The 25894-nt window shown below is 71.9% G+C and carries 25 protein-coding genes and 2 riboswitches; of the genes, 11 read left to right on the forward strand and 14 right to left on the reverse strand.

The genetic code is table 11. The annotated features are described in order from the left end of the window. Positions 1–12: 12 nt before the first annotated feature. On the reverse strand, positions 13–1791 hold the full coding sequence (locus QP090_RS03335; protein WP_285936947.1) for a DEDD exonuclease domain-containing protein: 1779 nt from the start codon (positions 1789–1791) through the stop codon (positions 13–15). 182 nt (positions 1792–1973) lie between these two features. On the opposite strand from QP090_RS03335, the gene QP090_RS03340 reads away from it, so the two are divergent. The 6 genes from QP090_RS03340 (at position 1974) to QP090_RS03365 (ending at position 9696) form a co-directional block, all read left to right on the forward strand. Then, entirely contained in the window at positions 1974–3362 is a 1389-nt protein-coding gene (locus QP090_RS03340; RefSeq protein WP_285936948.1) for an NYN domain-containing protein, read from the forward strand. Positions 3363–3644: 282 nt separating this feature from the next. Further along, entirely contained in the window at positions 3645–4640 is a 996-nt protein-coding gene (locus tag QP090_RS03345; RefSeq protein WP_285936949.1) for a C40 family peptidase, read from the forward strand. Between the two features lie 512 nt (positions 4641–5152). Then, positions 5153–5347: riboswitch (cyclic di-AMP (ydaO/yuaA leader) on the forward strand. Positions 5348–5407: 60 nt separating this feature from the next. Further along, positions 5408–5908: a C40 family peptidase gene (locus tag QP090_RS03350; protein WP_285936950.1), complete on the forward strand. Its 501-nt coding sequence runs from the start codon at positions 5408–5410 to the stop codon at positions 5906–5908. A gap of 193 nt (positions 5909–6101) precedes the next feature. Beyond that, a riboswitch (cyclic di-AMP (ydaO/yuaA leader) is annotated at positions 6102–6249 on the forward strand. A gap of 10 nt (positions 6250–6259) precedes the next feature. Then, positions 6260–6994, forward strand: coding sequence for a CHAP domain-containing protein (locus QP090_RS03355; RefSeq protein WP_285936951.1), 735 nt, complete (start codon positions 6260–6262; stop codon positions 6992–6994). 81 nt (positions 6995–7075) lie between these two features. Beyond that, positions 7076–8359, forward strand: coding sequence for a hypothetical protein (locus QP090_RS03360; RefSeq protein ID WP_285936952.1), 1284 nt, complete (start codon positions 7076–7078; stop codon positions 8357–8359). Next, positions 8356–9696, forward strand: a complete 1341-nt coding sequence (locus QP090_RS03365; protein WP_285936953.1) for a M48 family metallopeptidase — start codon at positions 8356–8358, stop codon at positions 9694–9696. The genes QP090_RS03360 and QP090_RS03365 overlap by 4 nt, the downstream gene beginning before the upstream one ends. A 105-nt stretch (positions 9697–9801) precedes the next feature. Here the strand turns inward: QP090_RS03365 and QP090_RS03370 are convergent, their stop codons facing one another. The 4 genes from QP090_RS03370 to ctaC form a co-directional block, all read right to left on the reverse strand. After that, positions 9802–11061: a L,D-transpeptidase gene (locus QP090_RS03370; RefSeq protein WP_285936954.1), complete on the reverse strand. Its 1260-nt coding sequence runs from the start codon at positions 11059–11061 to the stop codon at positions 9802–9804. 111 nt (positions 11062–11172) lie between these two features. Continuing rightward, positions 11173–11583, reverse strand: coding sequence for a cytochrome c oxidase subunit 4 (locus QP090_RS03375; RefSeq protein WP_285936955.1), 411 nt, complete (start codon positions 11581–11583; stop codon positions 11173–11175). 3 nt (positions 11584–11586) lie between these two features. Next, the gene (gene ctaD / locus QP090_RS03380; RefSeq protein ID WP_285936956.1) at positions 11587–13254 is read right to left on the reverse strand and encodes an aa3-type cytochrome oxidase subunit I; all 1668 of its coding nucleotides are present in this window, start codon (positions 13252–13254) and stop codon (positions 11587–11589) included. Next, complete coding sequence (gene ctaC / locus QP090_RS03385) at positions 13251–14048, reverse strand: aa3-type cytochrome oxidase subunit II (protein ID WP_285936957.1); 798 nt, start codon at positions 14046–14048, stop codon at positions 13251–13253. Before ctaC ends, ctaD begins: the two co-directional genes overlap by 4 nt. Positions 14049–14323: 275 nt before the next feature. Between ctaC and QP090_RS03390 the strand changes: the two genes are divergently transcribed. Together QP090_RS03390 and QP090_RS03395 are read left to right on the forward strand one after the other, a co-directional pair. Then, positions 14324–15463: a cysteine desulfurase family protein gene (locus QP090_RS03390; protein ID WP_285936958.1), complete on the forward strand. Its 1140-nt coding sequence runs from the start codon at positions 14324–14326 to the stop codon at positions 15461–15463. A gap of 34 nt (positions 15464–15497) precedes the next feature. Then, entirely contained in the window at positions 15498–15800 is a 303-nt protein-coding gene (locus QP090_RS03395) for a sulfurtransferase TusA family protein (protein ID WP_285936959.1), read from the forward strand. 114 nt (positions 15801–15914) lie between these two features. Here the strand turns inward: QP090_RS03395 and QP090_RS03400 are convergent, their stop codons facing one another. Next, the gene (locus tag QP090_RS03400) at positions 15915–16901 is read right to left on the reverse strand and encodes a carbohydrate kinase family protein (RefSeq protein WP_285936960.1); all 987 of its coding nucleotides are present in this window, start codon (positions 16899–16901) and stop codon (positions 15915–15917) included. A 196-nt stretch (positions 16902–17097) separates the two neighbouring features. After that, positions 17098–17460 carry a HesB/IscA family protein gene (locus QP090_RS03405; RefSeq protein ID WP_285936961.1) on the reverse strand — a complete coding sequence of 121 codons (363 nt, stop codon included), beginning with the start codon at positions 17458–17460 and terminating at the stop codon, positions 17098–17100. Between the two features lie 249 nt (positions 17461–17709). On the opposite strand from QP090_RS03405, the gene nadA reads away from it, so the two are divergent. Next, positions 17710–18864: a quinolinate synthase NadA gene (nadA, locus tag QP090_RS03410; RefSeq protein WP_285936962.1), complete on the forward strand. Its 1155-nt coding sequence runs from the start codon at positions 17710–17712 to the stop codon at positions 18862–18864. Between the two features lie 4 nt (positions 18865–18868). Here nadA and QP090_RS03415 read toward each other — a convergent pair whose 3' ends face one another. The 5 genes from QP090_RS03415 to QP090_RS03435 all read right to left on the reverse strand — a co-directional run bounded on the left by QP090_RS03415 (position 18869) and on the right by QP090_RS03435 (position 22407). Further along, positions 18869–19651: a maleylpyruvate isomerase family mycothiol-dependent enzyme gene (locus QP090_RS03415; RefSeq protein ID WP_285936963.1), complete on the reverse strand. Its 783-nt coding sequence runs from the start codon at positions 19649–19651 to the stop codon at positions 18869–18871. Between the two features lie 95 nt (positions 19652–19746). Beyond that, the gene (gene pspAB, locus QP090_RS03420; RefSeq protein WP_285936964.1) at positions 19747–20316 is read right to left on the reverse strand and encodes a PspA-associated protein PspAB; all 570 of its coding nucleotides are present in this window, start codon (positions 20314–20316) and stop codon (positions 19747–19749) included. 3 nt (positions 20317–20319) lie between these two features. Then, complete coding sequence (htpX, locus tag QP090_RS03425; protein WP_285936965.1) at positions 20320–21237, reverse strand: zinc metalloprotease HtpX; 918 nt, start codon at positions 21235–21237, stop codon at positions 20320–20322. 100 nt (positions 21238–21337) lie between these two features. Then, the gene (gene pspAA, locus QP090_RS03430; RefSeq protein WP_285936966.1) at positions 21338–21616 is read right to left on the reverse strand and encodes a PspA-associated protein PspAA; all 279 of its coding nucleotides are present in this window, start codon (positions 21614–21616) and stop codon (positions 21338–21340) included. After that, positions 21613–22407 carry a PspA/IM30 family protein gene (locus QP090_RS03435; RefSeq protein WP_285936967.1) on the reverse strand — a complete coding sequence of 265 codons (795 nt, stop codon included), beginning with the start codon at positions 22405–22407 and terminating at the stop codon, positions 21613–21615. Before QP090_RS03435 ends, pspAA begins: the two co-directional genes overlap by 4 nt. A gap of 438 nt (positions 22408–22845) precedes the next feature. Here QP090_RS03435 and QP090_RS03440 point away from each other — a divergent pair, with 438 nt between their 5' ends. Both QP090_RS03440 and QP090_RS03445 read left to right on the forward strand, forming a co-directional pair. Continuing rightward, complete coding sequence (locus tag QP090_RS03440) at positions 22846–23373, forward strand: DUF3043 domain-containing protein (protein ID WP_285936968.1); 528 nt, start codon at positions 22846–22848, stop codon at positions 23371–23373. A gap of 24 nt (positions 23374–23397) precedes the next feature. After that, positions 23398–24399: an aldo/keto reductase family protein gene (locus QP090_RS03445; protein ID WP_285936969.1), complete on the forward strand. Its 1002-nt coding sequence runs from the start codon at positions 23398–23400 to the stop codon at positions 24397–24399. Positions 24400–24679: 280 nt separating this feature from the next. Here the strand turns inward: QP090_RS03445 and QP090_RS03450 are convergent, their stop codons facing one another. After that, the gene (locus tag QP090_RS03450; protein WP_285936970.1) at positions 24680–24877 is read right to left on the reverse strand and encodes a hypothetical protein; all 198 of its coding nucleotides are present in this window, start codon (positions 24875–24877) and stop codon (positions 24680–24682) included. 41 nt (positions 24878–24918) lie between these two features. After that, positions 24919–25860: a DsbA family protein gene (locus tag QP090_RS03455; RefSeq protein WP_285936971.1), complete on the reverse strand. Its 942-nt coding sequence runs from the start codon at positions 25858–25860 to the stop codon at positions 24919–24921. Positions 25861–25894: the final 34 nt, after the last annotated feature.

Consider the following 25894-nt stretch of genomic DNA (forward strand, 5'->3'; position numbering starts at 1 on the left):
GATTTTTCCCGATCACCTTAGTGGCCGAGCCGCTCCCTGATCTCCCGGATCGGGTGCCACGTAGGCGTTGTCGATGCGGCGGCGCAGCCCTTCGGCGCCGTGGGCGGGGCAGCTCCAGACGCCGTCGACCTCGACCAGCCGCACGCCCGGCGCGTCGAGCCAGCGGAGCACGCACTCCATCTCCTCGGCGGTGGCGCCCCCGGCCGGGCCGGGACCGGGCGGCACGCCGCCCGGTGCTCCCCCGGCGGGCGCGAAGACGGTCTCGGCGGTGGCGATGAGCGCGTCGACGTAGGGACGGGGGTGCGCGTGCGGCGGGATCGTCCCGGCCGCGGCGAGCCTGCCGAACCGCACCACCGACAGCTCCCAGCCGCCGTCGAACGCGGGCCTGGCCGCGACGAGCTGGGAGCAGCCGGCCAGCGCGGCGAGCCGCTGCCCGCGCGCCGCGGCGCGGACGAACGCGGCCAGCCGGTCGCGTTCGGCGGCGGCCTCCTCGTAGCGCAGCTCGGACACGAGCCGGTCGATGCGGGCCTGCGCCGCCGCCACGACCGGCCGCACGTCGCCGCGCATGACCGACCGGGCGGCGGCCGTGTGCAGCGCGTACGCCTCTTCGGGCTCGCGGCCGTCGCAGGGCGCGCCGCACCGGCCGAGATCGGCGAGCGCGCAGGCACGGGCCCGGCCGCGCTCGATCAGCCGGAGCGTGAGCCGCTGGGTGCACTGCCGCAGCGGGACGGCCTCGTGCAGCGCCGCGCGGGCGTCCTCGGCCTGCTGCCGGGACGACATCGGCCCGAGGTACACCGCGCCGTCGTCGCGGCACTCGCGCACGATGGACAGCCGCGGGAACGGCTCGACGGTGAGCTTCATCCAGATGGCCCGCTCGGGGAACTTCGAGCGCCGGTTGTAGCGCGGCTTGTACGCGGCGATCAGGCGCAGCTCGCGGACCTCGGCCTCGAGCCCGGTGGCGCACACGATGGTGCGGACGCGCTCGGCCAGGCCGACCATCTCACGGACCCGCCGGCGGGTCTCCGAGCCGGTGAAGTAGGCGCGCACCCGGGACCGCAGGTCGCCGCTCTTGCCGACGTAGAGCGCCTCGCCGCCGGGATCCTCGAACAGGTAGACGCCGGGGGCGCTCGGCACGTCGTCGGCGAGGTGCCGCTTGCGGCGCTGCTCGGGCGTGGGCGCCTTGGCGAACCCGCGCAGCTCCTCGAGCGTGGTGACGCCGAACGAGCCGATGCGCTCGATCAGGCCGTGCAGCACGTCGACGGTGGCGCGGGCGTCGGCGAGCGCCCGGTGCGTCGGCTCGGTGGCGGCGCGGAAGAACCGGGCCAGCGTGCCCAGTTTGCAGTTGGGGACCTCGTCCCTGCCCAGCACCCGGCGTGCCAGGTCGACGGTGTCGACGATGGGGAAGGCGGGCCAGGCGTAGCCGCTCGCCGCGCAGGCGGCCTTGAGGAAGCCGATGTCGAACGGGGCGTTGTGCGCGACGAGCACGCTGCCGCGGGCGAACTCCAGGAACGCCGGCAGCACCGCTTCCATCCGGGGCGCGGCCGTCACCATAGTCTGGGTGATGCCGGTGAGCGCGGTGATGAACGGCGGGATCGGGCCGCCCGGGTCGACGAGCGTGCCGAAGTGGCCGAGCTCGGCGCCGCCGCGCACCTTGACCGCGCCGATCTCGGTGATGGCCGACTCGGCCGGGGAGCCGCCGGTGGTCTCCAGGTCGACGACCACGAAGGTGACGCCGGCGAGCGGCGTGCCGAGATCGTCGAGGGTCCCCTGGACGCCGTGTGCAGCGGTCATGCCGTGACCGTAGAGCACCCCACCGACAGAGTGCCGCCCCGCTAGGGTGGTCGCGGCGCCGGGGCGTCCCATCGGGCGGGGGCCGCCGGGGACGTCCCGTCGGGAGCGCGGCGCTCTCCCGGCCGATCGCGCGTCATGCCCGGCACCGCCCCGCCGGTCATCGCGCGTTCACACTGGTTAAGGTGCGTGCCACTCGGGAAGAGACGACGCACCGGCAGCGGCCTTGGGAGGAGCGGATCATCGACAGCGGCCCGGAAGAGGCGGAGCGACCGTCCCGCCCCCTGCCCGAGGCGGTCCGCCAGGGTGTGGTGGAGGCCGCCGCCGAGCTGATCGGCGCGCTTCCGCACGACGAGGTCCCGGCGCCACTGCGCCCGTTCGCCCGGTTCGAGCGGCGCAAGCGCGCCAAGCTCGCCGGGCATCCGATCGCGGCGCTGCTGGAGAAGGACGACGCGTTCCGGCTGCGGGCCGCCGGGCCGCTGCGCGAGGCGCAGCCCGAGCTGGTGGAGGCGGTCGAGTCCCGCGACGTCCCGCCGGCGGCCGATCCGGTCACGGTCGCGGTCATCGCCTACCTGCTTCGGCCGCGGGGCTGGACGGGGCTGGTCGAGGCGGCCCGCGAGGAGCTGGAGCGGTCCGCGAGCGCCTCCGAGGAGGAGGCCGCCGAACGCCGCATCGCCGAGCTGCGCGACGAGGTGGCCGCCGCCCGCGCCGCGCGCGCGGGCGAGCTGGAGAAGCTGCGCGGCGAGCTGCGCGACAGCAAGGCCGAGGTGTCCGAGCTGCGCCGCAAGCTGCACGAGGCCCGGACGAAGGCCAAGTCCGCCCAGGACCGGGCCGAGTCGCTGGCCGTCGACACCGCGCGGGACCTGGCCGCGGCCCGCGACTCGACCGCCGCGGCCGACAAGGAGATGCGCCGGCTGCGGGGCCGGCTCGGGCAGGCCGAGGCGGCGGCCGAGGCCGCCCGGCGAGCCTCCCGGGAGGGCCGCAACGTCGACGACGTCCGGCTGCGGATGCTGCTCGACACCCTGGTGGACGCCGCGCAGGGCGTCCGGCGCGAGCTGGCCCTGCCGTCCACGATCGCCCGGCCGGCCGACGCGGTCGGCGCGGTCGAGCCCGGCAAGCAGGCGCACCGCGCGCTGCCGGGCCGGGCACTGTCCGACAGCGACCCGCAGCTCCTGGAGCGGCTGCTGACGCTGCCGCAGGTGCATCTGGTGATCGACGGCTACAACGTCACCAAGACCGGCTACGGCGAGCTGCCGCTGGCCGACCAGCGCACCCGGCTGCTGTCGGGCCTCGGCGGGCTGGCCGCGCAGACCAGGGCCGAGGTCACCTGCGTGTTCGACGGCGCCGAGCTGGACACCCCGGTCGCGATCGCGGCGCCGCGCGGCGTGCGGGTGCTGTTCAGCCATCCCGGGCAGACCGCCGACGAGCTGATCGGGGAGCTGGTGCGGGCCGAGCCGCCCGGCCGGGCCGTGGTGGTGGTCTCCGCCGACCGTGAGGTCGCCGACGCGGCCCGGCGGGCCGGGGCCAGGCCCGCGCCCTCCACGCTGCTGCTGCGCCGGCTGGGACGTTCCTAGGACCTTTAGCGGGCTTGTCCTGGGCTTCCACCCGTCCGCGGGCCCGGCGCCGCCCCCGTCCGCCGCCGGCTCCGGGGGCCGGATCGCCGCACTTCGTGATCTTGTCCTCACGCAAAGTGGGTATTCAGCCGAGAACCAGTGCAAGAGTGACGAACCAGTTGTGACCGGTGTGGCCCCTCGCTAATGTCACCGCTGACGTCTTGGATGAGAGGGGCGATGTACACCGTGGCCAATGATTACCCCGTGGCCTCTGCGCGCTCGCGAGGCCGACGGGGCGTTCTCGTGGGACGCGGCACCTCCCGGCGGCTGGCGGCGACCGCCTGCCTGACCGTGGCGGTCTCCATCACCGCCCCCGCGGTGACGGCGCACGCGGCGCCGAAGCCGAGCGCGAGTGAGGTCCGCAAGAAGCTCACCAAGCTCAACGAGCAGGTCGACCAGCTGGTGGAAAAGTACAACCAGGTCGACGAGCAGTTCAAGGTCGCCAAGAAGAAGCTCAAGGCGGCCAAGAAGGCGGGCGCGGCCGAGCGGAAGAGCTTCGACGAGCAGCGCCGCAAGATCGCCGCGATGGCGGCCACCGCCTACAAGGCCGGCGACTCGGGCGACCTGCCCGGCTTCATCGGCAGCGAGAACCCGCAGGCGGTGCTGGACCAGACCGCGGTCCTCACCCAGCTCTCACAGAACCGCAGCTCCGAGCTGACTCAGTTCCTCGCCGCCACCCAGCGGCTGCGCCGTGAAGAGGCGCAGGCGCAGGCGACCTACAACGAGGTCGCGGGCAAGGCCAAGGAGCTCAAGGCCCAGAAGGCCAAGGTCGACAAGTCGGTCAACGCACAGAAGAAGATGCTGGCCAAGCTGGGCCAGTCGACCGGCTCGACCGGTGGCGGCGGCGGCGGTGGCACCGGCGGCTCGTACACCGGCCCGGCCAGCGGCTCGGCGCGCACGGCGCTCAACTTCGCCTACGCGCAGCTCGGCAAGCCCTACTCCTACGGGGCGACCGGTCCGAGCTCGTTCGACTGCTCCGGCCTCACCATGCGGGCCTGGGAGGCGGCGGGGGTCGGCATCACCCGCACCACCAACTCGCAGTTCGCCGCCACCAAGCGCGTCGACAAGAGCGCCCTCCAGCCCGGCGACCTGGTGTTCTTCAGCAGCCTCGGGCACGTCGGGATGTACGTCGGCGGCGGCAAGATGATCCACGCCCCGCGCACGGGCAAGAACGTCGAGATCGTCGACATCGGCTCGGGGTACTACGCGTCCAACTACTACGGTTCGGGACGCCCCTGACACTGCTTTTTTAGCGGCGCCGTCCGGGCCCGCCCGCCAGTCCCCTCGGGGGCCGGAGGGCGGGCCCGAGTCGTTTCCCGGACGGGCCCGGACCGCTTCCGGGGGCTCGCGCGAGCCCCTGAGCTGGCACTTGTCGGTTTTGCCGGGATTTGCCTTCTGAATACCTTTTGGTACTTTGGCACCTACTCGGGACGCCCGCCAGGCGCCCACCGCCCCGTCGGCGCCTCCCAGGCGCCGTCCCCACGGGGCCACACCCCCGCGGTGCGCACCACGTACCGCTCCCCGGACGGCACCGTCCAGGTGCCGCCTCCGTCTCTCCGGAGACCGGCCGGCCCGGCCGCATCGTGCGCACTCCCCCAGCGTGCATGGCGCTGAGAGCGCGCCACGACGGCCCCCAGGGCACCGGCCCGACGGCTCCACATCAGCGGAGCCGTCAACCCCGAACAGAACCAAGCCGCTCCTTCGCACACGGGACACCCGTCCTGTGCCGGGCCCCATCGCGCCCAAGGACCATAGCGGCAACGCCGAGTCCGCCATCGCGCGGAGCCGGGGACCCACATCGCCGCGTTCAGCCCCCTGAACCGGCTCCCCGGGGTGAATCGGCGCGCCCCTCCCTCCGGAACCCCCGGTGGGCGACGGCACGCCGTAGGGCGGCTTCCACGCCCGAACCCGTCAGCTAACCCGGTAGGCGTCTGGAAGAAGGAGAACCCCTGTCCAGCAACGCTGTCAGCAGCATGTCCCGCCGTGCCCGGATATCGGGCGGCCTCGTGGCCGCAACGGTGGTGACCACTCCCCTCATCGCGGCCGTCCAGGCGGCGCCGGCCGAGGCCGCCGCCAAGCCCGTACCGGTCGCCAAGGTCGTCAAGCAGGCCAAGCACAAGTCCTGGGCCGAACGGCAGAAGCTCGCCAAGCGCGCCCTCGCCTACGCCCAGAAGAAGAAGGGCAAGCCCTACCGCTACGGCGCGGCGGGCCCGAACGCCTTCGACTGCTCGGGCCTGGTCCAGTGGTCGTACAAGAAGGCCGGGGTCACTCTGCCCCGCGTCACCACCGCCCAGTACAAGGCCGTGAAGAACAAGGTCTCCTGGAACAAGCTCGCCCCCGGCGACCTGGTGTTCTTCAACGGCAAGGGCCATGTCGGCATGGTCACCAAGCACGTCGGCAAGAAGGTCTACATGATCCACGCTCCCAACAGCGGGAGCCAGGTCAAGGTGGTCAAGCTCAACGACTACCGCAAGAAGACCTTCGCCGGCGCCGTCCGTCCCTACTGACGGGCGGCTGAGCCCGACCACGGACGTGGTCGCCCAGTCCCCTGCTCCTCCATCCTGGGGACTCCCCATCCCCTGAGGAGTCCCGCGCCCCGTCCCGCTCCACCGCGGACGCCGTGCGCGGGGGGCGGCCACGTCCCTTCCCCCCTGGGGAATCCGACAGTTCACATCCGGAGCGCCCTCACAGGGCGCCCCACCGCCGAGTGCGCCCGGTGCCAGTACGGCACCGCGGCACAGCCGGGGACCCATCGTTCCCTGGGGTGAATCGGCCTCTTCACAGGCCGTAGGGCAGCTTCCACGCCCGAACCCGTCAGCTAACCCGGTAGGCGGTATGGAAGCCAAGGAGATACCGCCGTGACAGGCACGCACCAACGCAAGTCCACCCCCCTGGTCATCAGCCTCCGCACCACCGTCGGCGTCGTCGCCGGTGCGGCCGTCCTCAGCACCGCCGCCGTCGCCGCCCAGGCCGCGGTGTTCTCGCCGGGGAAGGCCGAGGTCTCCGCAGCAGCGGCGGCCGTGCAGATGCCGGGCGAGCGGCCCCGCTCCGCGTCGCCCGCGCCCAAGAAGGCCAAGGCCGCCAAGGGCAGGCCGGCCAAGAAGAAGCCGACCGCCGGGGAGGCCATCAAGGTGGCCAAGTCCCAGCTCGGGGTCGAGGAGAACGGCTCCGGCAAGACCAAGTTCCAGGACTGGTACATGTCCACCGACCGGGCCAAGGAGACCGTCAAGCGCGACGGCGGCTCGGTCTCCGGATACAGCGAAGCCCAGTGGTGCGACATGTTCGTCTCCTGGGTCGGCGAGCAGGTCGGCTTCAGCGACCAGGTGGGCACCGACGCCTGGACCGTCGCGCACGCCGAATGGTTCAAGAAGCAGGGCCGCTGGGGCACCGCGCCCAAGCCCGGCGCCATCGTCTTCTTCTCCTGGAACGGTGACAAGAGCACCGACGCGATCGTCCATGTCGGCATGGTGATCAAGGACAACAAGGACGGCACCGTCGAGACCGTCGAGGGCAACACCAGCAACGCGGTCAAGGTGAGGCAGCGCGACACCGGCAGCATCGTCGGGTACGGCTACCCCGAGTACGCCAAGTAACCGGAAGCGCCGACCGGCCGGAAGCGCCGGGTCCCGGGCACGGGACCCGGCGCCCGGCCGCGGCTGAATAGGATCGCGGCCATGGAGGACGACCCCCGGCTCGCGGAGGTGGAAGGCGGCGCGCGGCGGCTCTCGCGGCGCGGCGCCCTCGCTCTCGGCACCGCCGGACTGGCCACCTGCCTCACGGCGGGGGCCGGCCTCGTCGCGGCCCGCTCCGGCGGCCCGCGTCCGCCCGCGGCCGGAACCGGCCCCGGTTCCGGCGCGCCCGCCGGGCCGTTCGCCCCGGGCCCGGCCCGCGACATCCTGGCCAACCGGGCGCGCGCCGTCCGTGACGGCGACCGCACCGCCTTCCTGGCCACCGTCGGCTCGGCGCCGGCGGCCGTCCAGGACGCGCAGGCCCGGCTGTACGACAACCTCCGCCGGCTCCCCCTCGACTCCTGGGAGGAGCGGCTCTCCGCCGTCGAGTCGGACTCCGCCGACGCCGCGGTCGTCCGGGTCGAGCTGCGGTACCAGCTGCGCGGCTTCGACCGCGGGCAGGTGCAGCGCACCCGCCGGCTGACCCTCGCGCCCCGCTCCGGCGCCTGGGTGATCGTCGGCGCCGGCGCGGGCGGCGACGACGCCGACTTCTGGGACGGCGCGCCGCTGCGCGCCGTCCGCGGCAGGTCCAGCCTGGTGATCGGCGACGCCCCGGAGCTGGCCGAGATCTCCCGCCGGCTGGACGCCGCCGTGCCCGCGGTCACCGGGGTCGTCGGGAAGGGCTGGGCCCGCCGCGCGGTGGCCCTGGTCCCCGCGGGCGCCGCCCAGGCCGCGGCGCTCGCCGGGCCCCGGCAGAACCTGCGCGAGATCGCCGCGCTGGCCACCCGCGCGCCCGGCGCCGCCGGCGGGCGCGGCGAGGACCGCATCATCATCTCCCCCGGCACCTTCGGGCGGCTGAACTCCCTCGGCCGCGACGTGGTCCTCACCCACGAGCTGACCCACGTCGCCACCGGCGGCGCCGGCGATACCCGCACCCCGCTCTGGCTGATCGAGGGCTTCGCCGACTACGTCGGCTACCGCAGGGCCGAGGTGGACGTCCGGGCGGCGGCCGGCGAGCTGCGCCGCGACCTGGTGGCCGGACGGCTCCCCGCCGCGCTGCCGGGCCGCGAGGCGTTCGCCGGGACCTCGCCGCGGCTCTCCCAGGCGTACCAGGAGGCATGGCTCGCCTGCCGGATGATCTCCGACCGATACGGTGAGGCGACCCTCGTACGCCTGTACCGGGCCGCCGGGCACGCCCCGGAGGCCACCGCGCTGCGCGACGTGCTCGGCCTCACCCGGGACCGCCTCACCGCCATGTGGCGCGACTACCTGAAGAAGGAGTTGCGATGAGCGAGCCGCCCCCCGACCGCGGGATGCGGCGGGCCAGGGTCGCCGCCGCCGGCACGGCCGCCGTGCTCTTCGCCGCGGTCGGCGCACTCCTCGGGCTGACCACCCCGTGGAACCCGCTGCCCGGCCACGTGCCCGGCGGCCACACCGCCGCGGACCGGGCCCTCGACTTCACCCCGGCCGAGATCGCCCGGTCGAAGGCGTTCGACTCGGCCCTCAACCCGCCCGCCTACAGCGGCCTGCTGGTGGGCCTGGCCGTCGTGCTCGCGCTCGGCCTGAGCCCGCTCGGCGCCCGCCTGATCGGCCGGGCCGCCGCCCGGGTGCGGCGCCGCCCGCTGCGCGTGGCGCTGGCGGCGGTCACGCTGACCACAGTGTTCCGGCTGGCCGGGCTACCGTTCGACGTGTGGAGAGAGTCGGTGCTGCGCCGCTACGGGCTGTCCACGCAGTCCTGGCCGTCCTGGCTGGCCGACCAGCTCAAGTCGCTCGGCGTGACCTGGGTCATCTACACGATCGCGCTGCTGCTGCTCTACGCGGTGATCAGGCGCTTCCCGCGCTACTGGTGGGCCGGGGCGGCGGCGGGCGGCCTCGTGCTCGTCATCGCGGTGTCGTTCCTCTACCCGATCGCGGTCGAGCCGGTGTTCAACAAGTTCCACCCGCTGCCGCAGGGCCGGCTGCGGTCCGACCTGCTCACGATGGCCGAGCGGGACGGGGTGCCGGTGAAGGACGTGCTGGTCGCCGACGCGTCCCGGCGGACGACCTCCCTGAACGCCTACGTGTCCGGCTTCGGTTCGACCCGACGCATCGTCGTCTACGACACGCTGCTGAAGTCGCCCCCGGCGCGGGTCGAGTCGATCGTCGCGCACGAGCTGGGCCACGCCAAGCGCGACGACGTCCTGTGGGGCACCCTGGTCGGCGCGCTCGGCGTCGCCGGCGCCCTCTGCCTGCTCCAGCTCCTGATGACCTCGCCGTGGCTGCTGCGCCGCGCCGGCGTCCGGGCGGGGCCGGGCAAGGACGGCGGGGCCGCCGATCCGCGGTCGGCGGCGCTGCTGCTGGCGCTGGTCACCGTCGCCACCCAGGTCGGCACGCCGGTGCAGAACCTGGTCAGCCGGCACATCGAGGCCCGCGCCGACGCCCACGCGCTCGACCTGACCCGCGACCCCGGCGTCTTCGTGTCGATGCAGCACGAGCTCTCAGTGCGCAACATCTCCGACCTCGCCCCGAACCCGGTGGAGTACCTGCTGTGGCTCACCCACCCGGCGGGGCCCGCGCGGATCGCGATGGCCCGCGACTGGGCCCGGATGCACGACGTCCCCGTCCCGCCTCCGCTGCGAAGCCCCTGAGCGGACGCGAGAGGACCCCGCCCGGGGCGACCGGCCCCGGACGGGGTCACGGCCGTCCGGGACGGGGTCCCGGCCGCCGGCCCCTCCCGGGGCCGGCGGAGGCGCTCAGGCCGGCGCGGTCTGCGCGGTGACCTGCGGACCGGTCGTCATCGACCGCTTCAGCGCGCTGCCCTTCGTCCAGTCGGACCACGAGAGCTGCCAGTAGCCCCAGCCGTTCTCGGGCTCCAGCTTCCGGCTGGTGCCCGTCACCTTGAACGGGTCGCCCCGGTAGGAGAAGTTGTAGAACCAGCGGGCCGCCGACTCGCTCGCGTTGATGCACCCGTGGCTGACGTTGCTGTTGCCCTGCGAGCCCACCGACCACGGGGCGCTGTGCACGTACTCGCCGCTGTCGGAGATGCGCACCGCCGAGTTCACCACCTGCCGGTAGTAGCCCGCGCAACCCGGCCCGCAGCCGACCGTGGAGGAGTCCATGACGACCGGGTCGTCCTTCTCCATGGTCAGGTGGTTCCCGTTGGTGGTGGTGTACTGGGTCGCGCCGCCCATGCCCATGCTGATCGGGATGGTGCGGACCTTCTTTCCGTTCTTGCGGACGGTCATCTCGTGCGAGTCCTCGCTCGCCTTGCTGATGTGCTCGTCGCCGATCCGGAAGTCGACCCGGTAGTTCTTGCCGCCGTACACGCCCTTGGCCGCGCTCACGCCGCTCAGGTGCGCGCGGAAGCTCACGTTGGTGTGCCGGGGCCAGTACTTCTTGGTGCGGTACACCACGCTCTGGTCGCCGAACCAGTGCCAGCCGCCCTCGACCGGCCGGCTGGAGCGCACCTCCAGCCCCCGCTCGACCGCGGCCCGGTCGGTGACCGGACGGTCGAAGTTGACGATGATCGGGATGCCGACGCCGACCTTCTCCTTGTTGAAGGGCGCCTCGACCGTGGTCGCGACCGTCCGCTTCGCCTTGGCGGTGCCGAACTTGCTGCTGACCGTCCGCGTCCGGCCGTCCTTGCCGAGCGCGGTCGCGGTCACGTCGTAGTCGGCGCCCGGATCGAGCGTCCAGCGGGACCGCCACTGCGTCCGGTCCGCGTTGAGGTCGCCCTCGACCGGAGTCCCCTTCGTGGAGACCGTGACGTCCTGGATCGTGCCGCGCTGCGCCTGGATGGCGATCGGGCTGTCGGGACTGAGCCGCCCGCCGCCCTCGCCCGGCGTCACCGCGAGCGCGACGCCGTTCGCGCCGGCGTCCACGCTCTCGCTGTCTGTGGAGCAGGCGGCGGCCCCGGCCGCCGCCACCGTCAATCCGATGAGCACCGCGGTGGCCCGCCGCCCCCGGTCCCTCGGTCTCGAACCGCCGACCAGCACCGTCAACCCCCCGGTCACTTTGAGCGAGTACAGAACTTCGCAGCGTTATCGCCGCAACTTCGCCCATTATGAAGGGGGCCGGTCTCCGCGCCAATGCGGAAACCAGCCCCCTTGGGGATCCTTTACCGATCAGTGGGCGAAATGACCCCGGTAGTACTCGAAAACCAGACCGATGGTCGACATCATGATGGCCGCGACGCCCACCAGCACCAGCCACCAGCCGAACACCACGCCGAGCGCGATGCACGCGGCCGACATTCCGACGAACAGCGGCCACCAGCTGTGCGGGCTGAAGAAGCCCAGCTCGCCCGCGGCGTCGGAGATGTTCCCCTCAGGGTCGTCCTCGTACAGCGGGCCGCCGTTGGCCGACTCCAGCCGCCGGACGGTGAAGTGGATGTAGAACCCGATCAGACCGGACAGGCCGATGGCCAGCCCGAGCGCTGTCGTGCCGGTCCAGTCCTTGGACCACAGCCAGTAGACGACGTCGGTGGCGAGGAAGAAGACCGCGCACCCGTAGAACATGAACGCCTGAACGCGCATCGGCTACTCTCCCTTCGTCCCGGCGAGCTCGTTCTGCGCGCCCACGTGCGGATGGTGCAGGTCGAACGCGGGCCGCTCGGAACGGATCTTCGGAATCGAGTTGAAGTTGTGCCGCGGCGGCGGGCACGAGGTCGCCCATTCCAGCGACGCGCCGTACCCCCACGGGTCGTCGACCTCGACCCGCTTGCCCTTCTTGGCGGTGATGTAGACGTTGTAGAAGAACGGCAGCATCGACACGCCGAGCAGGAACGAGAAGATCGTGGAGAACTGGTTCAGCCCGGTGAACTCGTTGGCGTAGTCGGCGTAGCGGCGCGGCATGCCCGCCGCGCCCAGCCAGTGCTGCACCAGGAAGGTGCCGTGGAAGCCGAAGAACAGCAGCCAGAAGTGCACCTTGCCGAGCCGGTCGTTCAGCATCTTCCCGGTCCACTTGGGCCACCAGAAGTAGAACCCGGCGAACATCGCGAAGACCACGGTGCCGAACACCACGTAGTGGAAGTGCGCCACCACGAAGTAGGAGTCCGAGAGCTGGAAGTCCATCGGCGGCGAAGCCAGGATGACACCGGTCAGCCCGCCGAACAGGAACGTCACCAGGAAGCCGAGCGACCACAGCATGGGCGACTCGAACGTCAGCTGTCCTCGCCAGATGGTTCCCACCCAGTTGAAGAACTTCACCCCCGTGGGCACGGCGATGAGGAACGTCATGAACGAGAAGAACGGCAGCAGCACCTGGCCGGTCACGAACATGTGGTGCGCCCACACGGTGATGGACAGGCCGGCGATGCTGATGGTCGCGAAGACCAGGCCGATGTAACCGAACACCGGCTTGCGGCTGAACACCGGGAGGATCTCGGTCACGATGCCGAAGAACGGCAGCGCGATGATGTAGACCTCCGGATGCCCGAAGAACCAGAACAGGTGCTGCCAGAGCAGCGCCCCCCCGTGCGCGGCGTCGAAGACGTGCGCGCCGAGCTTGCGGTCGGCCTCCAGCGCCAGCAGCGCGGCGGCCAGGACCGGGAACGCCAGCAGGACCAGGATGGAGGTCAGCAGGATGTTCCACACGAAGATCGGCATGCGGAACATCGTCATGCCCGGGGCCCGCATGCACAGGATCGTGGTGATGAAGTTGACCGCGCCCATGATGGTGCCGAAGCCCGACATCGCCAGGCCCATCACCCACATGTCGCCGCCGATGCCCGGCGACCGGACCGCGTCCGACAGCGGGGAGTAGGCGAACCAGCCGAAGCTGGCCGCGCCGCCCGGCGTCAGGAACCCGGCGATCACGATGATGCTGCCGAACAGGAACAGCCAGTAGGCCAGCATGTTCATCCGCGGGAACGCCACGTCGGGCGCGCCGATCTGCAACGGCATGATGACGTTGGCGAAGCCCGCGAACAGCGGCGTCGCGAACATCAGCAGCATGATCGTGCCGTGCATGGTGAACATCTGGTTGAACTGCTCGTTGCTCAGGATCTGAAGGCCGGGCTTGAACAGCTCGGCCCGCATGAGCAGCGCGAGCACGCCGCCGATCAGGAACATCACGAACGAGGTGATCAGGTAGAGATAGCCGATCACCTTGTGGTCGGTGGAGGACAGCCAGGACGCGATGATGCGCCCCTTGCTGGTCCGCGACGCGGCGATCGGCGCGCTCGGCGCGTGACTGATGGTGGTCACTGGACACCCCCCGCAGCCTTGGCCTTGGAATCGGCGATGAACTTGGCGTACTGCTCGGGCGTCACGACCCGGAGCTGGAACAGCATCCGGCTGTGGTCGACGCCGCACAGCTCGGCGCAGCGGCCCTCGTACGTCCCGGTCTTGTTCGCCGTGAACTCGAACTCGTTGGTCTTCGGCCCCGGCATGATGTCCTTCTTGTAGAGGAGCGCCGGAACCCAGAACGAGTGGATGACGTCATTGGAGTGCAGCCGGACCCGGATCGTCTTGCCGGACGGGATCGTCATCACCGGCTTGGCGCCCGTGGGCGCGTTCGGCGCGACCGGAGTGCCGACGACTGAGGCGACGGTCTTCTCCTGCCCGGCGGCGTCCTTCTCCTTGTAGTCGAACTGCCAGCTCCACTGGAACCCGGTGACATCGACGGTGACGGCCGGGTTGGCGGACGTCTTCTCGACATAGTTCTCATCGCGGGCGGTGAAGTAGAACAGGACGCCGATGATGACGAACGGGACCGCCGTATAGAGGATCTCGATCGGCATGTTGTAGCGCACCTGAGGCGGCAGATCGTCGGAGCGCTTGCGGTGAAACAGCACCGCCCAGATGATCAGGCCCCAGACGACGACGCCCACGGCGAGCGCCGCGATCCAGGAGCCCTGCCAGAGCTTGAGCATGCGCTCGGCCTGGTCGCTGATCGGCACGGGCATGCCCAGGCGTGACGCCTGACCGCTGCACGCGGTGGCGCTGAGCGCCAGCAGCCCGAGCGCGCCGGCGCTTTTGAATGCGCGGCGACTGCGCACAGGCGTACGCCGCTCCCTCGAGCGGGTCGGACTCACGGAATGCCTTCCCCACAGATGAATGCCCGGTCTGCCCGGGCGGTGAGATCAGTTGTCACACGTGTGGTGGACACATTAGCGCGAGGGTCACGCAGTGCCCGCCTCGGGTGCCCGATTGGGTTTCCGGCGTGGCCCGCCCGGGTGCCGAGGCCGAGCACAGCGCACTTTCGGGCCTCCACGCCGCGCCGGATCGGGGGACGGGCGCCCGCCCGCACCGCGGCGCGTGGGAGGCTTCGGGGGTGGCTGCCTACTTCGATGCCGCGTCCACCGAGCGCCCGCACCCCGCCGCCCGCGCCGCGCTGCTCGGCGCGCTCGACGCCGGCTGGGCCGATCCCGCGCGGCTGTACGGCGTGGCGCGGGGAACGCGACTCCTCCTCGACCAGTCCCGCGCGCGCGTCGCCGGCGTCCTCGGAGTCCGCGCGGACGAGGTCTCCTTCACCGCCTCCGGCACCCAGGCGGTGCACCTGGCGGTACTCGGCGCCCTCCGCGCCCGTCGGCGTGTCGGACGCCACCTGGTGGTGAGCGCGGTCGAGCACTCCAGCGTCCTGCACGCCGCCGAGGCGCACGAGCGCGACGGCGGGGAGGTCACCGTCGTCGGCGTCGACCGCACCGGCCGGGTCGACCTCGCCGAGTTCACCGCCGCGCTGCGCCCCGACACCGTCCTGGCCTGCCTCCAGTCGGCCAATCACGAGGTCGGTACCCTGCAACCGGTCGCCGAGGCCGCCGAGGCCTGCCGTACCGCCCGCGTCCCCCTGTTCGTGGACGCGGCCCAGTCGATCGGGCGGGCCGACGTCCCGGACGGCTGGTCCTTCCTGGCCGCCAGCGCCCACAAGTGGGGCGGGCCCCCCGGCGTCGGCGTGATGGTGATCCGCAAGGGCAACCGGTGGCGCTCCCCGCTGCCCGAGGACGAGCGCGAGGCCCGGCGGGTGCCCGGCTTCGAGAACGTCCCCGGCGCCGTCGCCGCCGCCGCGGCGCTGGAGGCCTACCGGGTCGAGATGCGGGGCGACGGCCCCCGCCTGGCCGCCCTGACCGAGCGCATCCGCGAACAGGTCCCCGCGTCCGTCCGCGACTCCCAGGTCATCGGCGACCCCGTCCGGCGGCTGCCGCACCTGGTCACCTTCTCCTGCCTGTACGTCGAGGGCGAGGCGCTGCTCGGCGAACTCGACCGCCTCGGTTTCGCCGTTTCGTCGGGAAGTTCATGCACGGCGGATACCCTGCGTCCCAGTCATGTGCTGGAGGCGATGGGCGTGATTACCCACGGGAACGTACGGGTATCGCTGCCGCGTGGCGTCGACGCGGCCGACGTCGACCGGTTCCTGGCCGTACTGCCGGGCGCCGTCGCCCGCCTTCGCCGCAACGCCGGAGTGAACACGGTATGACCCCCACGACCAGAACAGGGAGGCGGGCGCGCCGATGAGGTTCCGAGGCCGTACCCACCGCGAGCCCGAGCGTACCGGCCCCGCCCCCGAGCCCGAGCCCGCCGGGCCGCCGCCGGTGCTGGTGATCGACGCGCTCGGGCGCAAGTGCCCGATCCCGATCATCATGCTCGCCGAGCGGATCCGGGAGGTGCCGGTCGGCGAGATCGTCGCCGTCCTCGCCGACGACGTCGCCGCCCGCACCGACGTCCCCGCGTGGTGCCGGATGAAGTCCCAGGACTTCGTCCGCGAGGAGCCCCTCCCCCGGGGCTGGGGCTTCCACATCCGCCGCACGTACTGAATCGCCCACTACCTGAATCGCCCCGCTACGCGCGGCTTCGATCAGGGGCTTTGACGCGCCGCCTTCCCCCCGTCGCGGCGGAGGGAAGGCGGCGCGGCGCCTGATCGCCGCTGGTTACGGGTTCGGGCAGGAGAGGTGGGGGGCCGCCGCGGCGGCGGCCTCGGGGCCGTAGACCTCGGTCATGCGGGCCAGGAACGCCTGCTTGCCGAGGGCGTACTCCTGCGGGCCGGCGGACTCCAGGGCATAGGCGGCGATGAGGTTGCCGACCTGGGCGGCGCGCTCCAGCGGCAGGCCCCAGGCCAGGGCGGACAGGAATCCGGCGCGGAACGCGTCGCCGACGCCGGTCGGGTCGACGACCTTGGCGACCGGGGCGGCCGGGACGTGCATCCCCTCCTCGCCGGCGCGGTCGATCGTCACGCCCTTGGCGCTGAGGGTGGTCACCCGGACGCCCACGCGGCTGAGGATCTCATCCTCGGACCAGCCGGTCTTCTCCTCGCAGAGCGCCTTCTCGTACTCGTTGGTGAACAGGTAGGCCGCGCCGTCGATGAGGCGGCGGACCTCCGGGCCCTCCATCCGGGCGAGCTGCTGGGACGGGTCGGCGGCGAACGGGATGCCGCGGGAGCGGCACTCGTCGGTGTGCCGGACCATGGCCTCGGGGTCGTTCGGGCTGACCACCACCAGGTCCAGGCCGCCGACCCGGTCGGCGACCGGGCGCAGCTCGATGGAGCGGGCCTCGCTCATCGCGCCGGCGTAGAAGGTGGCGATCTGGTTCTGGTCCTGGTCGGTGGTGCACAGGAACCGGGCGGTGTGGTGCAGGTCGGACACGTGCACCGACGCGGTGTCCACGCCGTGCCGGTCGAGCCAGGAGCGGTAGTCGGCGAAGTCGGAGCCGACCGAGCCAACCAGGACCGACTCCTTGCCCAGGCTGCCCATGCCGAAGCAGATGTTGGCGGCGATGCCGCCGCGGCGGATCTCCAGTTCGTCGACCAGGAAGGACAGCGAGACCCGATCGAGCTGATCGGGGATGAGCTGGTCGGTGAACTTCCCGGGGAAGGTCATCAGATGATCGGTGGCGATGGAACCGGTCACGGCGATGCGCACGGCGTCGCTCTCCTCGTTGGTGTCGTCCGGCTTGTCGCCGGCTGTTTCAACCCCACCTTGGGATTCGCGGGCCAGAAGAGCCTACTGGCCATCGCACCACAGGAATCGCGCGTTGCCTACCCACTGCCCGTCCACGGCCCGCCCATACCGAAACGGCCCGGACGCCGAGCGTCCGGGCCGCGGGCGGCGGGGCCGTCTAGTTGAACGAGTCGCCGCAGGCGCAGGAGCCCCCGGCGTTCGGGTTGTCGATGGTGAAGCCCTGCTTCTCGATGCTGTCGACGAAGTCGATCGTGGCACCGGTCAGGTAGGGGGCGCTCATCCGGTCGACCCGGACGTTCAGGCCCTCGAACTCCTGGACCAGGTCGCCGTCCATCTCCCGCTCGTCGAAGAAGAGCTGGTAGATCAGGCCGGAGCAGCCGCCCGGCTGCACGGCGACACGCAGCGCAAGGTCGTCGCGGCCCTCCTGCTCGAGCAGGCCCTTGGCCTTCTCGGCGGCGGCATCGGTCAACACGACGCCCTGCTGCGTGGTCTCCTGCGTGGTCTCGCCTGACACCGTCATGTATTCAGCTCCCGGGTCTCGCTGCACCGCCCGTGGCGGCGAACTGTCGCTTGTCCTCGAGGACGTGGTCTGCCTCTTTCCGTAGGACAACGTACCTCGCGGCACGGCCATTCCGCCTTCCGGCGTTGTTTCGGGGCCTTCCCCGGTGCGGCCTACGTCACACCACCCCGCCGGGACCGGTCCGGGCCCGGATGTGCCATCATTAGTCGTCAAAGCGACGATAAGCCCCGTCGCAGGAGGGAGACTCCCGTGACCACCCCCGTGCGCGACCTTCCACTGCTCCTGCTGGGCCACGGTTCGGATCCGGCGAGCGAGCGCGGCGTGGACTGTCCCGGCGACCTGCCGCCGGCCTCGGACCCCGGCCTGGTGGAACGTGCCCGCGCCGCCAAGGCCGCCCTCGGCGACCAGGTGTTCGTGCTCGGCCACCACTACCAGCGCGACGAGGTCATCCAGTTCGCGGACGTGACCGGCGACTCGTTCAAGCTCGCCCGGGAGGCCGCGGCCCGGCCCGAGGCGCCCTACGTGGTGTTCTGCGGCGTGCACTTCATGGCCGAGTCCGCCGACATCCTCACCGCGGACCACCAGCGGGTGGTGCTGCCCGACCTCGGCGCGGGCTGCTCGATGGCCGACATGGCCACCTTCGACCAGGTCGAGGAGTGCTGGGAGGCCCTGGAGGACGCCGGGATCGCCGGCGACGTGGTGCCGGTGACCTACATGAACTCCTCCGCCGACATCAAGGGGTTCGTCGGACGGCACGGCGGCGTGGTGTGCACCTCGTCCAACGCCAAGCGCGCGCTGGACTGGGCCTACGCCAAGGGCTCCAAGGTGCTCTTCCTGCCCGACCAGCACCTGGGCCGCAACACCGCGGTCCTGGAGATGGGCCTCGGGCTGGACGACTGCGTCGTCTACAACCCGCACCGGCCGGACGGCGGGCTGAGCGGGCGGGAGCTGCGCGACGCCCGGATGATCCTGTGGCGGGGGCACTGCTCGGTGCACGGGCGGTTCAGCAAGGAGTCGGTGGACGAGGTCCGGGCCCGCGTGCCCGGCGTGAACGTCCTGGTGCACCCCGAGTGCAAGCACGAGGTCGTCCTCGCCGCCGACCAGGTCGGCTCGACCGAGTACATCATCAAGGCCCTGGACGCCGCGCCCGCCGGGTCGGCCTGGGCCATCGGCACCGAGCTCAACCTCGTGCGCCGGCTGGCGGGCGCCCATCCCGACAAGAACGTGATGTTCCTCGACAAGGCCGTGTGCTTCTGCTCGACGATGAACCGCATCGACCTGCCGCACCTGGTCTGGTCGCTGGAGTCGCTGGTCCGCGGCGAGGTCGTCAACCAGATCGAGGTCGAGCCCGAGACCGCGCGCCACGCCCGCGCGGCCCTCGACCAGATGCTCGCCCTGCCGTAGCCGCCTAGATGGATGAGTTCTCCGACCAGCGGGCCAGCAGGGCGGCGTCGCCGGAGGACTCCAGCCGGGGGTCGCCGAGCGCGCGGCGGCCCCAGAGGAACAGGTACAGGTCGGCCGCGTCGCCCTGGACGGTCGCCTGGACGCGGGTGCCCGGCCCGGCGGCGTCCTCGCGGCGCCAGGTGTAGCCGTCCGGGAGCAGGGTGAAGATCCAGCGGGCACCGGCGGCGGGGGCGGTGAAGGCCAGCGCCTCACCGTCGCCGCGCAGGTTCTCGATCTTGGGGGCGAAGGCGACCGCGGTCCTGAGGATGGTGAGCACCTCGTCCACGCCGTCGACGGCGACCTCGGCCGGGACGGCCGGCTCGCGGCCGAGGGCGAGCTCGGCGTCGCAGCGGTGCACGGTGGTCTCGTGCAGCATCCGGCGCGGCCAGAACCCCGCCCGGCCGCCCTCGCCCCAGGCCCACATCGTCGCGTCCGGGTCGGCGGCGCGCAGCGCCTCGGCCAGCGACCGGCCGCCCTCGGCGAACCAGGGGCGCAGATCGTCGGGACCCTGCGAGAACGAGACGCCGAGCTCGCGCATGCCCATCCGTTTGGGGGTGACCACGCGCACCATGCCGCCCACCCAGCGGTACACCCCGCCGAGATGGCGGATCAGATCGGCCGTCGACCATCCTGGGCAGGTCGGCACCGGGGCCCTCAGATCGGCCGCCGCCACGGTCTCGGCGAACGCGGCGATCTCCACCTCGGCCGCGTCGCAGTAACGATCGTGGTCCCAAGGCTGTACCGCCATGGCCCCTCCCAGGGTTCTCGGCTCAGGGCCCTGAGACTTTCACACGATCCGATGGGGTGTGTCCAGATGGGCCGGTACCGCGGAGAACGGGCTGGTCAGAGCCCCGGAGCGCCCCAGACGGGGAACCAGCGGCTGAGATCGTCCTCGAACGGGAGGTCGGCTCCGACCGCGCCGCGCACCTGGATCTCCAGGGCGTTGTCGCGCTTGTCGCCGGGAAGCGGGGCGAACGGGTAGAACGTGCCGCGCTTGTAGAGGTAGACCAGGGCCAGGCGCTCGCCGTTCGGCCCCTGGAAGCCCGCCAGCGAGCACAGCAGGTGCGGCCCGAACCCGCCCGACTCCAGCGCGGAGTTGACCGCGTGCAGGTCGGTGACCAGGTCGGGCAGCGCGTCCGGCCCGGTGCGGGCCAGCAGCCAGGTGTAGCCGTAGGAGTCGGTGCTCAGCTCGACCTTCGGGCCGTCGTCGGCGTCGAGGAGCTGCTGGACGTCCTGCTGGACGCGGGCGAACGCGCCGCCCTCGGCGGCGCGGAAGCACACCGACCCGAGCCCGGTGGGACGGAACCCGGTCGCCGCCTCCAGCGTGACCGCCGCGGTGGACAGCCCGAACAGGCGGTCGAGGTCGGGCTTGACCGGCTTGGACCGGCCGAGCAGCGTGTCCAGGAATCCCACGGGTCAGGCTCCCCTGCTGAGCTGGTCGGAGATCTTCGAGAGCTGGGCCAGCCGCTTGTCCAGCGGCGGGTGGGTGGAGAACAGCGAGGAGACGCTGAACCCCTTGGTGAAGGCCGGCGCGAAGAAGAAGGCGTTGAACGGCTCGGCGGCGCGCAGGTCCTTGCTCGGGATCCGGGCGATCTCGCCCGAGACCTTGGTGAGCGCGCTGGCCAGCGACGAGGGCCGCCCGGTCAGCAGCGCCGCGGCCCGGTCGGCCGACAGCTCCCGGTAGCGCGACAGGGCCCGGGTGAGCATGAAGCTCACCGCGTACGCCACGGCGCTGACCGCCACCACCGCGAGCAGGATCATCCCGGTGTTCTGGTCGTTGCTGCGCCGGTTGAAGCCGCCCCACAGGCCCCACTCCAGCCCGAACCGGGTGATCAGCCCGGCGCACACGCCGAGGAACGAGGCGATCGTCATGACCGCCACGTCGCGGTGCGCGACGTGCGCCATCTCGTGCGCGAGCACGCCCTCGAGCTCGACCGGGTCGAGCCGGCGCATCAGGCCGGTGGTCACGCACACCACGGCCTTCTTCTGGTTGCGGCCGGTCGCGAAGGCGTTCGGGACGTCGCTGTCGGCGATCGCGACCCTCGGCTTGGGCGAGTCGGCCATCGCGCAGATCCGGTCGATGACGCCGTGCAGCTCGGGCGCCTCGTCCGGCGTGACGACCCGGCCGTGCATCGCGAACAGCGTGAGCTTGTCGGAGAAGAAGTACTGCGCGAGCAGGAACAGGCCCGCCCCCACCAGCGCGACCACTCCCCATTTGGGCACGATCACGAAGAACGCCGTCACGAAGACGACGTAGACCAACCCCAGCAGGAACATCGTCACGAGCATCCGCGACGTCAGCCCCCGGTCGGAGGCGTAACGCGTCCGGGCCATACGATCCCCCCGTCCTCCCCTGTGTCACTGTGAACAACGTTCGGGTGCCGGCTTTTGTGCCTGACCAGCGAGAAGAGCACGGGCCGGAGGGCCCGGACGGCTAGTCCGGGATCAGCCCCTCGTCCCCCAGCATGGACTTGACCTCGTCGATGTGCGCGTCGGCGGGCGGCAGGATCAGCTCGGACGGCTCGAGGCTGTCGGCGGGCAGCGGCTTGCCGACCTTGCGTACGTTCTCCAGTAGCGCGTGCAGCGCCGTGCGGAAGGCGGCCTCGTCCCCCGACTCGATCGCGGCCTCGAGCTCCTCGTCGAGCGAGTTGAGCGCGGAGAGGTCGCCCACCGCGACGTCCAGCTGCCCCTCGCCCATCAGCCGGACGATCACTGGGCACCCCCGGGGGCCTGCCGCGGCGTGTCGTGCGGGGTGTCCTGCGACTGCGCGGTCGCCGAGCCCTGGTTGAGCTGCTTGGGCGCGGGGCCCTGGCCGAGTTCGGCCTTGAGCTGCTCCAGTTCCAGGTCGACGCCCGGACCCGAGCCCATCCGGTCGAGCTCGGCCTGGATGTCGTCCTTGGGACCGGAGAAGTCCTCCAGGGCGCCGGAGGCCAGCAGCTCGTCGATGGCGCCCGCGCGGGCCTTCATCGTGTCGGTCTTCTCCTCGGCCCGCTGGATCGCCAGGCCGACGTCGCCCATCTCCTCGGAGATGCCGGAGAACGCCTCGTTGATCTTGGTCTGCGCCTCGGCGGCGGTGTAGGTGGCCTTGATCGTCTCCTTGCGGGTGCGGAAGGAGTCGACCTTGCTCTGCAACCGCTGCGAGGCCAGGGTGAGCTTCTCCTCCTCGCCCTGCAACTGCTGGTACTGCGTCCGCAGGTCGCCCAGCTGGCCGTCCAGGCCGGACCGCCGGGTCAGCGCCTCGCGGGCGAGGTCCTCGCGGCCGACCTGGAGGGCCTTCTTGCCCTGCTCGGTCAGCTTGCCCTGCTGCTGCTCCAGCTGGTTGATCTGCAACTCGAGACGCTTGCGCGAGGTCGCGACGTCGGCGACACCCCGACGGACCTTCTGCAGCATCTCCAGCTGGCGCTGGTAGGAGTAGTCCAGGGTCTCGCGAGGATCCTCCATCCGGTCCAGGGCTTTGTTCGCCTTGGACTTGAAGATCATCGACATTCGCTTCATCACGCTCATCGCGCTGGCGCCGGTCCCTTCGTGCTGTAGCCCAGTCGCAAACTGGGCTCAATGACCACTGCTGGGGTTCTTATCACCCTACGCGTTAACGCGCGAGGCAGCCACGATGTTCGCAGCGGGCCGGTCGAGCCCTCCTCCAGGTCGCCCACACCCCGTCCGGGCGCCCCGGGCGGGCCCGCCGCCGTGGAACGCCGCTTCGAACCCCGTCCTCATAACAGTCGCACACAGGGACGCGGTGGGCGCGGAGGCGACGCCGTTCTGCCCGAATTAGTATTGAGTACACGATTTCCGAAGCGGCGTGATCGTTCACCCCATGATCCGCTTCGGCGCGGAAAGCCGCCCGGCCTCGCGCCGGGCGGTCGCGATGTCCGCACCCGGTAGGCTGATCCCGTGTTCCGACGTCGCACCCAGGATGCCCCCGAGAGCCAGCCTCAGCCCGTGAAGCCAGGGGGCAAGGGCCGGCCCACGCCCAAGCGCAGCGAGGCCGAGAAGCGCCGCCGCCAGCCGATCACCGCGCCCTCCAGCCGCAAGGAGGCGTACAAGAAGGTCCGCGAGAGGCAGGCCGACGAGCGGGTCAAGGCCCGCGCGGGCATGTCCAGGGGCGACGAGAAGTACCTCCTCAAGCGCGACAAGGGCCCGGTCCGCCGGCTCGCCCGCGACTACGTCGACGCGCGCCGGACGTTCGCCTCGTACCTGATGTACCTGATGTTCGCGATCGTGGTGCTCAGCCTGCTGCCGATCGCGGCGGCCAAGCTGCTGGTGCTGTTCGCGCCGCCGGTGCTGCTGGCCATCGTGTTCGTCGAGGCGTTCGTGATCAACTCGGGCATCAAGAAGCTGGCCGCCGAGCGCTTCCCCGACGAGGACCGCAAGGGCCTGGGCCTGTACGCGGCGATGCGCGCCATGCAGATCCGCCGGCTGCGCGTCCCCTCCCCCCAGGTCAAGCCCGGCGAGAAGGACAAGGTCTGATCAACGGCGGTTAGGGTCGGGACCATGGAGTTCCGACACCTGGGCCGCAGCGGCCTGAAGATCAGCGAGATCGCGTACGGCAACTGGCTCACCCACGGCTCCCAGGTCGAGGAGGACAGTGCGCGCGCGTGCGTGCGCGCGGCCCTCGACGAGGGGATCACCACCTTCGACACCGCCGACGTGTACGCCGGCACCCGCGCCGAGGAGGTCCTCGGCCGCGCCCTGGAGGGGCAGCGCCGCGAGGGCCTGGAGATCTTCACCAAGGTCTACTGGCCCACCGGCCCGGGCCCGAACGACCGGGGGCTGTCCCGCAAGCACATCTTCGAGTCCATCCACGGGTCGCTGCGGCGGCTGCGCACCGACTACGTCGACCTCTACCAGGCGCACCGGTTCGACCACGAGACGCCACTGGAGGAGACCCTCAAGGCGTTCGACGACCTCGTCCGGCAGGGCAAGGTGCTGTACGTGGGCGTGTCGGAGTGGCGGGCCGAGGAGATCGAGCGCGCTCTGAAGATCGCCGACGAGATGGGCCTGGACCGGATCGTGTCCAGCCAGCCGCAGTACTCGATGCTGTGGCGGGTGATCGAGGACGAGGTCGTCCCGCTGTCCGAGCGGGAGGGCATCGGCCAGATCGTCTGGTCGCCGATCGCGCAGGGGGTGCTGACCGGCAAGTACAAGCCGGGCCGGCCGCTGCCGGAGGGCTCGCGCGCCACCGACGACAAGGGCGGCGCCGACATGATCAAGCGGTACCTGAACGACGACCTGCTGACCCGGGTCCAGGAGCTGCGGCCGATCGCGGACGGGCTCGGCCTGTCGATGGCCCAGCTCGCGATCGCCTGGACGCTCCAGAACCCGAACGTGTCGGCGGCGCTGGTGGGCGCGTCCCGTCCCGAGCAGGTCCGCGACAACGTCAAGGCCGCCGGAGTCCGGCTCGACGCGGACGTGCTCAAGCGGATCGACGACGTGCTCGGCGACTCCGTGGTCCGCGACCCGGCCAAGACGCGCAGCCCGGAGGGGCGTCCCTGACCGTATTTCCAACGCCCGGCCCGGCTTCCTCGCCTGGCGGCTCATTTTCTACGCCCGGCCCGGCTTCCTCGCCTGGCGGCTCGGGCGCCGACCGTTCTTGGGCGAGCGCGACATCGCTTCGCGATCTGGCCGGTGCGGCTCGCCTTCGGCATCGCCTTACCGGCCAGGTAGCGCGCTCGCGCGACGGCTGAGGCACTGTGAGACAGGTGCTGGATCCCGGCCCCCGTCCGCGCACCGGCGCGGGCGGGGGCTCGGGCCGCGTCCGGGTCCTCGTGCGGGGTCAGCCGGGTTCTTGCAGGCTCATCGGGTAGACGACCGTGTCGCCGTCCAGCAACGTCACCTGGTCGACCTCGTTCTCGCGCAGGTCGCGCCAGTTCTCGCCCAGCCACGACTCCGCGTCGGCCTGGGTGGAGAACGTCTCCTCCGACACGCCGACCGTCCGCCCGTCGGCCTTCTCCAAACGCCAGCTCCACGCCATCGCGTTCGACCTCCCTCGTCGCGGTGAGACTAGCCGCTCCGTCACCGGGCGGCCTCGATCGCCCGGCGCAGCGCGTCCGCGCTCGCCGTGTCGGTGCTGCTGACCGTGCGGCCGTCGATCTTCACGGCGGGGGTGCCCTGGAGCCCGGCGGCGATGTAGCCCTGGCTGACGGCCGCCACCCGGCCCGCGTACTGCTGGCTGGTCACGCACTTCTTGAAGTCGTCGCCGGTCAGGCCGTAGGGCGCCCCGTAGGAGATCAGGTCGTCGATCTTGTAGCCCGCGCTGGTCACGTCCGCCGGCTGGTGGCTGTAGACCGCGTCCTGGTAGTAGAGCCAGCGCCCGCCGTCGCCGACGCAGCGGAGCGCGGCGGCGGCCCGCAGCGAGTTGCCGCGGGCGGGCTCGGTGCCCGCTCCGAAGATGACCACCGGCCGGAACACGATCTTGGCCCGGCCCTCGACCGCGAGCTGCTTGAGCATCGGGTCGTGCATCCGGTCGAACGCGCCGCAGTGCGGGCAGGCGAAGTCCTCGTAGACGTCCACGACGGGCCGCTGGACGCCAGGGCGGGCCATGGTCAGGCTGCCGTCGGGTCCCGGCCGCGCCTCGGCGCCGCCCGCGATCTGGCCCGCCTTCAGCTGCACGTCCGGGCCCGAGGGACCGCTCCCTCCCCCGGTCCCGCCGTCTCCGCCGTCCCTGGTGAGGAACACCACGCCGACGACCACGACCAGCCCCAGGACGAGCACGCCGCCGAGCAGCGCGATCAGCAGGGCGGGGCCCTTGCCGCGTGACGGCGGCGGGCCTCCGGCGCTCCAGGGCGGCCCCTGCCCCGGGCCTGGACCTGGACCTGGGCCGAAGCCGGGTCCCTGGCCTTGGCCTGGGCCGAACCCGGGGGCGGGGCCCGCGGGCGGGCCGTACGGAGGGCCTGCGGGCTGCTGCGGGTTCTGGCCCGGGTCCTGTGGCCACGGCGTGTTGGGGGGGTAGCCCACCGGGTCTCCTCATCCTGCGCGGTCGATGCGGGCG

The sequence above is a fragment of the Actinomadura xylanilytica genome (assembly GCF_030283145.1).
Classification (GTDB): domain Bacteria; phylum Actinomycetota; class Actinomycetes; order Streptosporangiales; family Streptosporangiaceae; genus Spirillospora; species Spirillospora xylanilytica.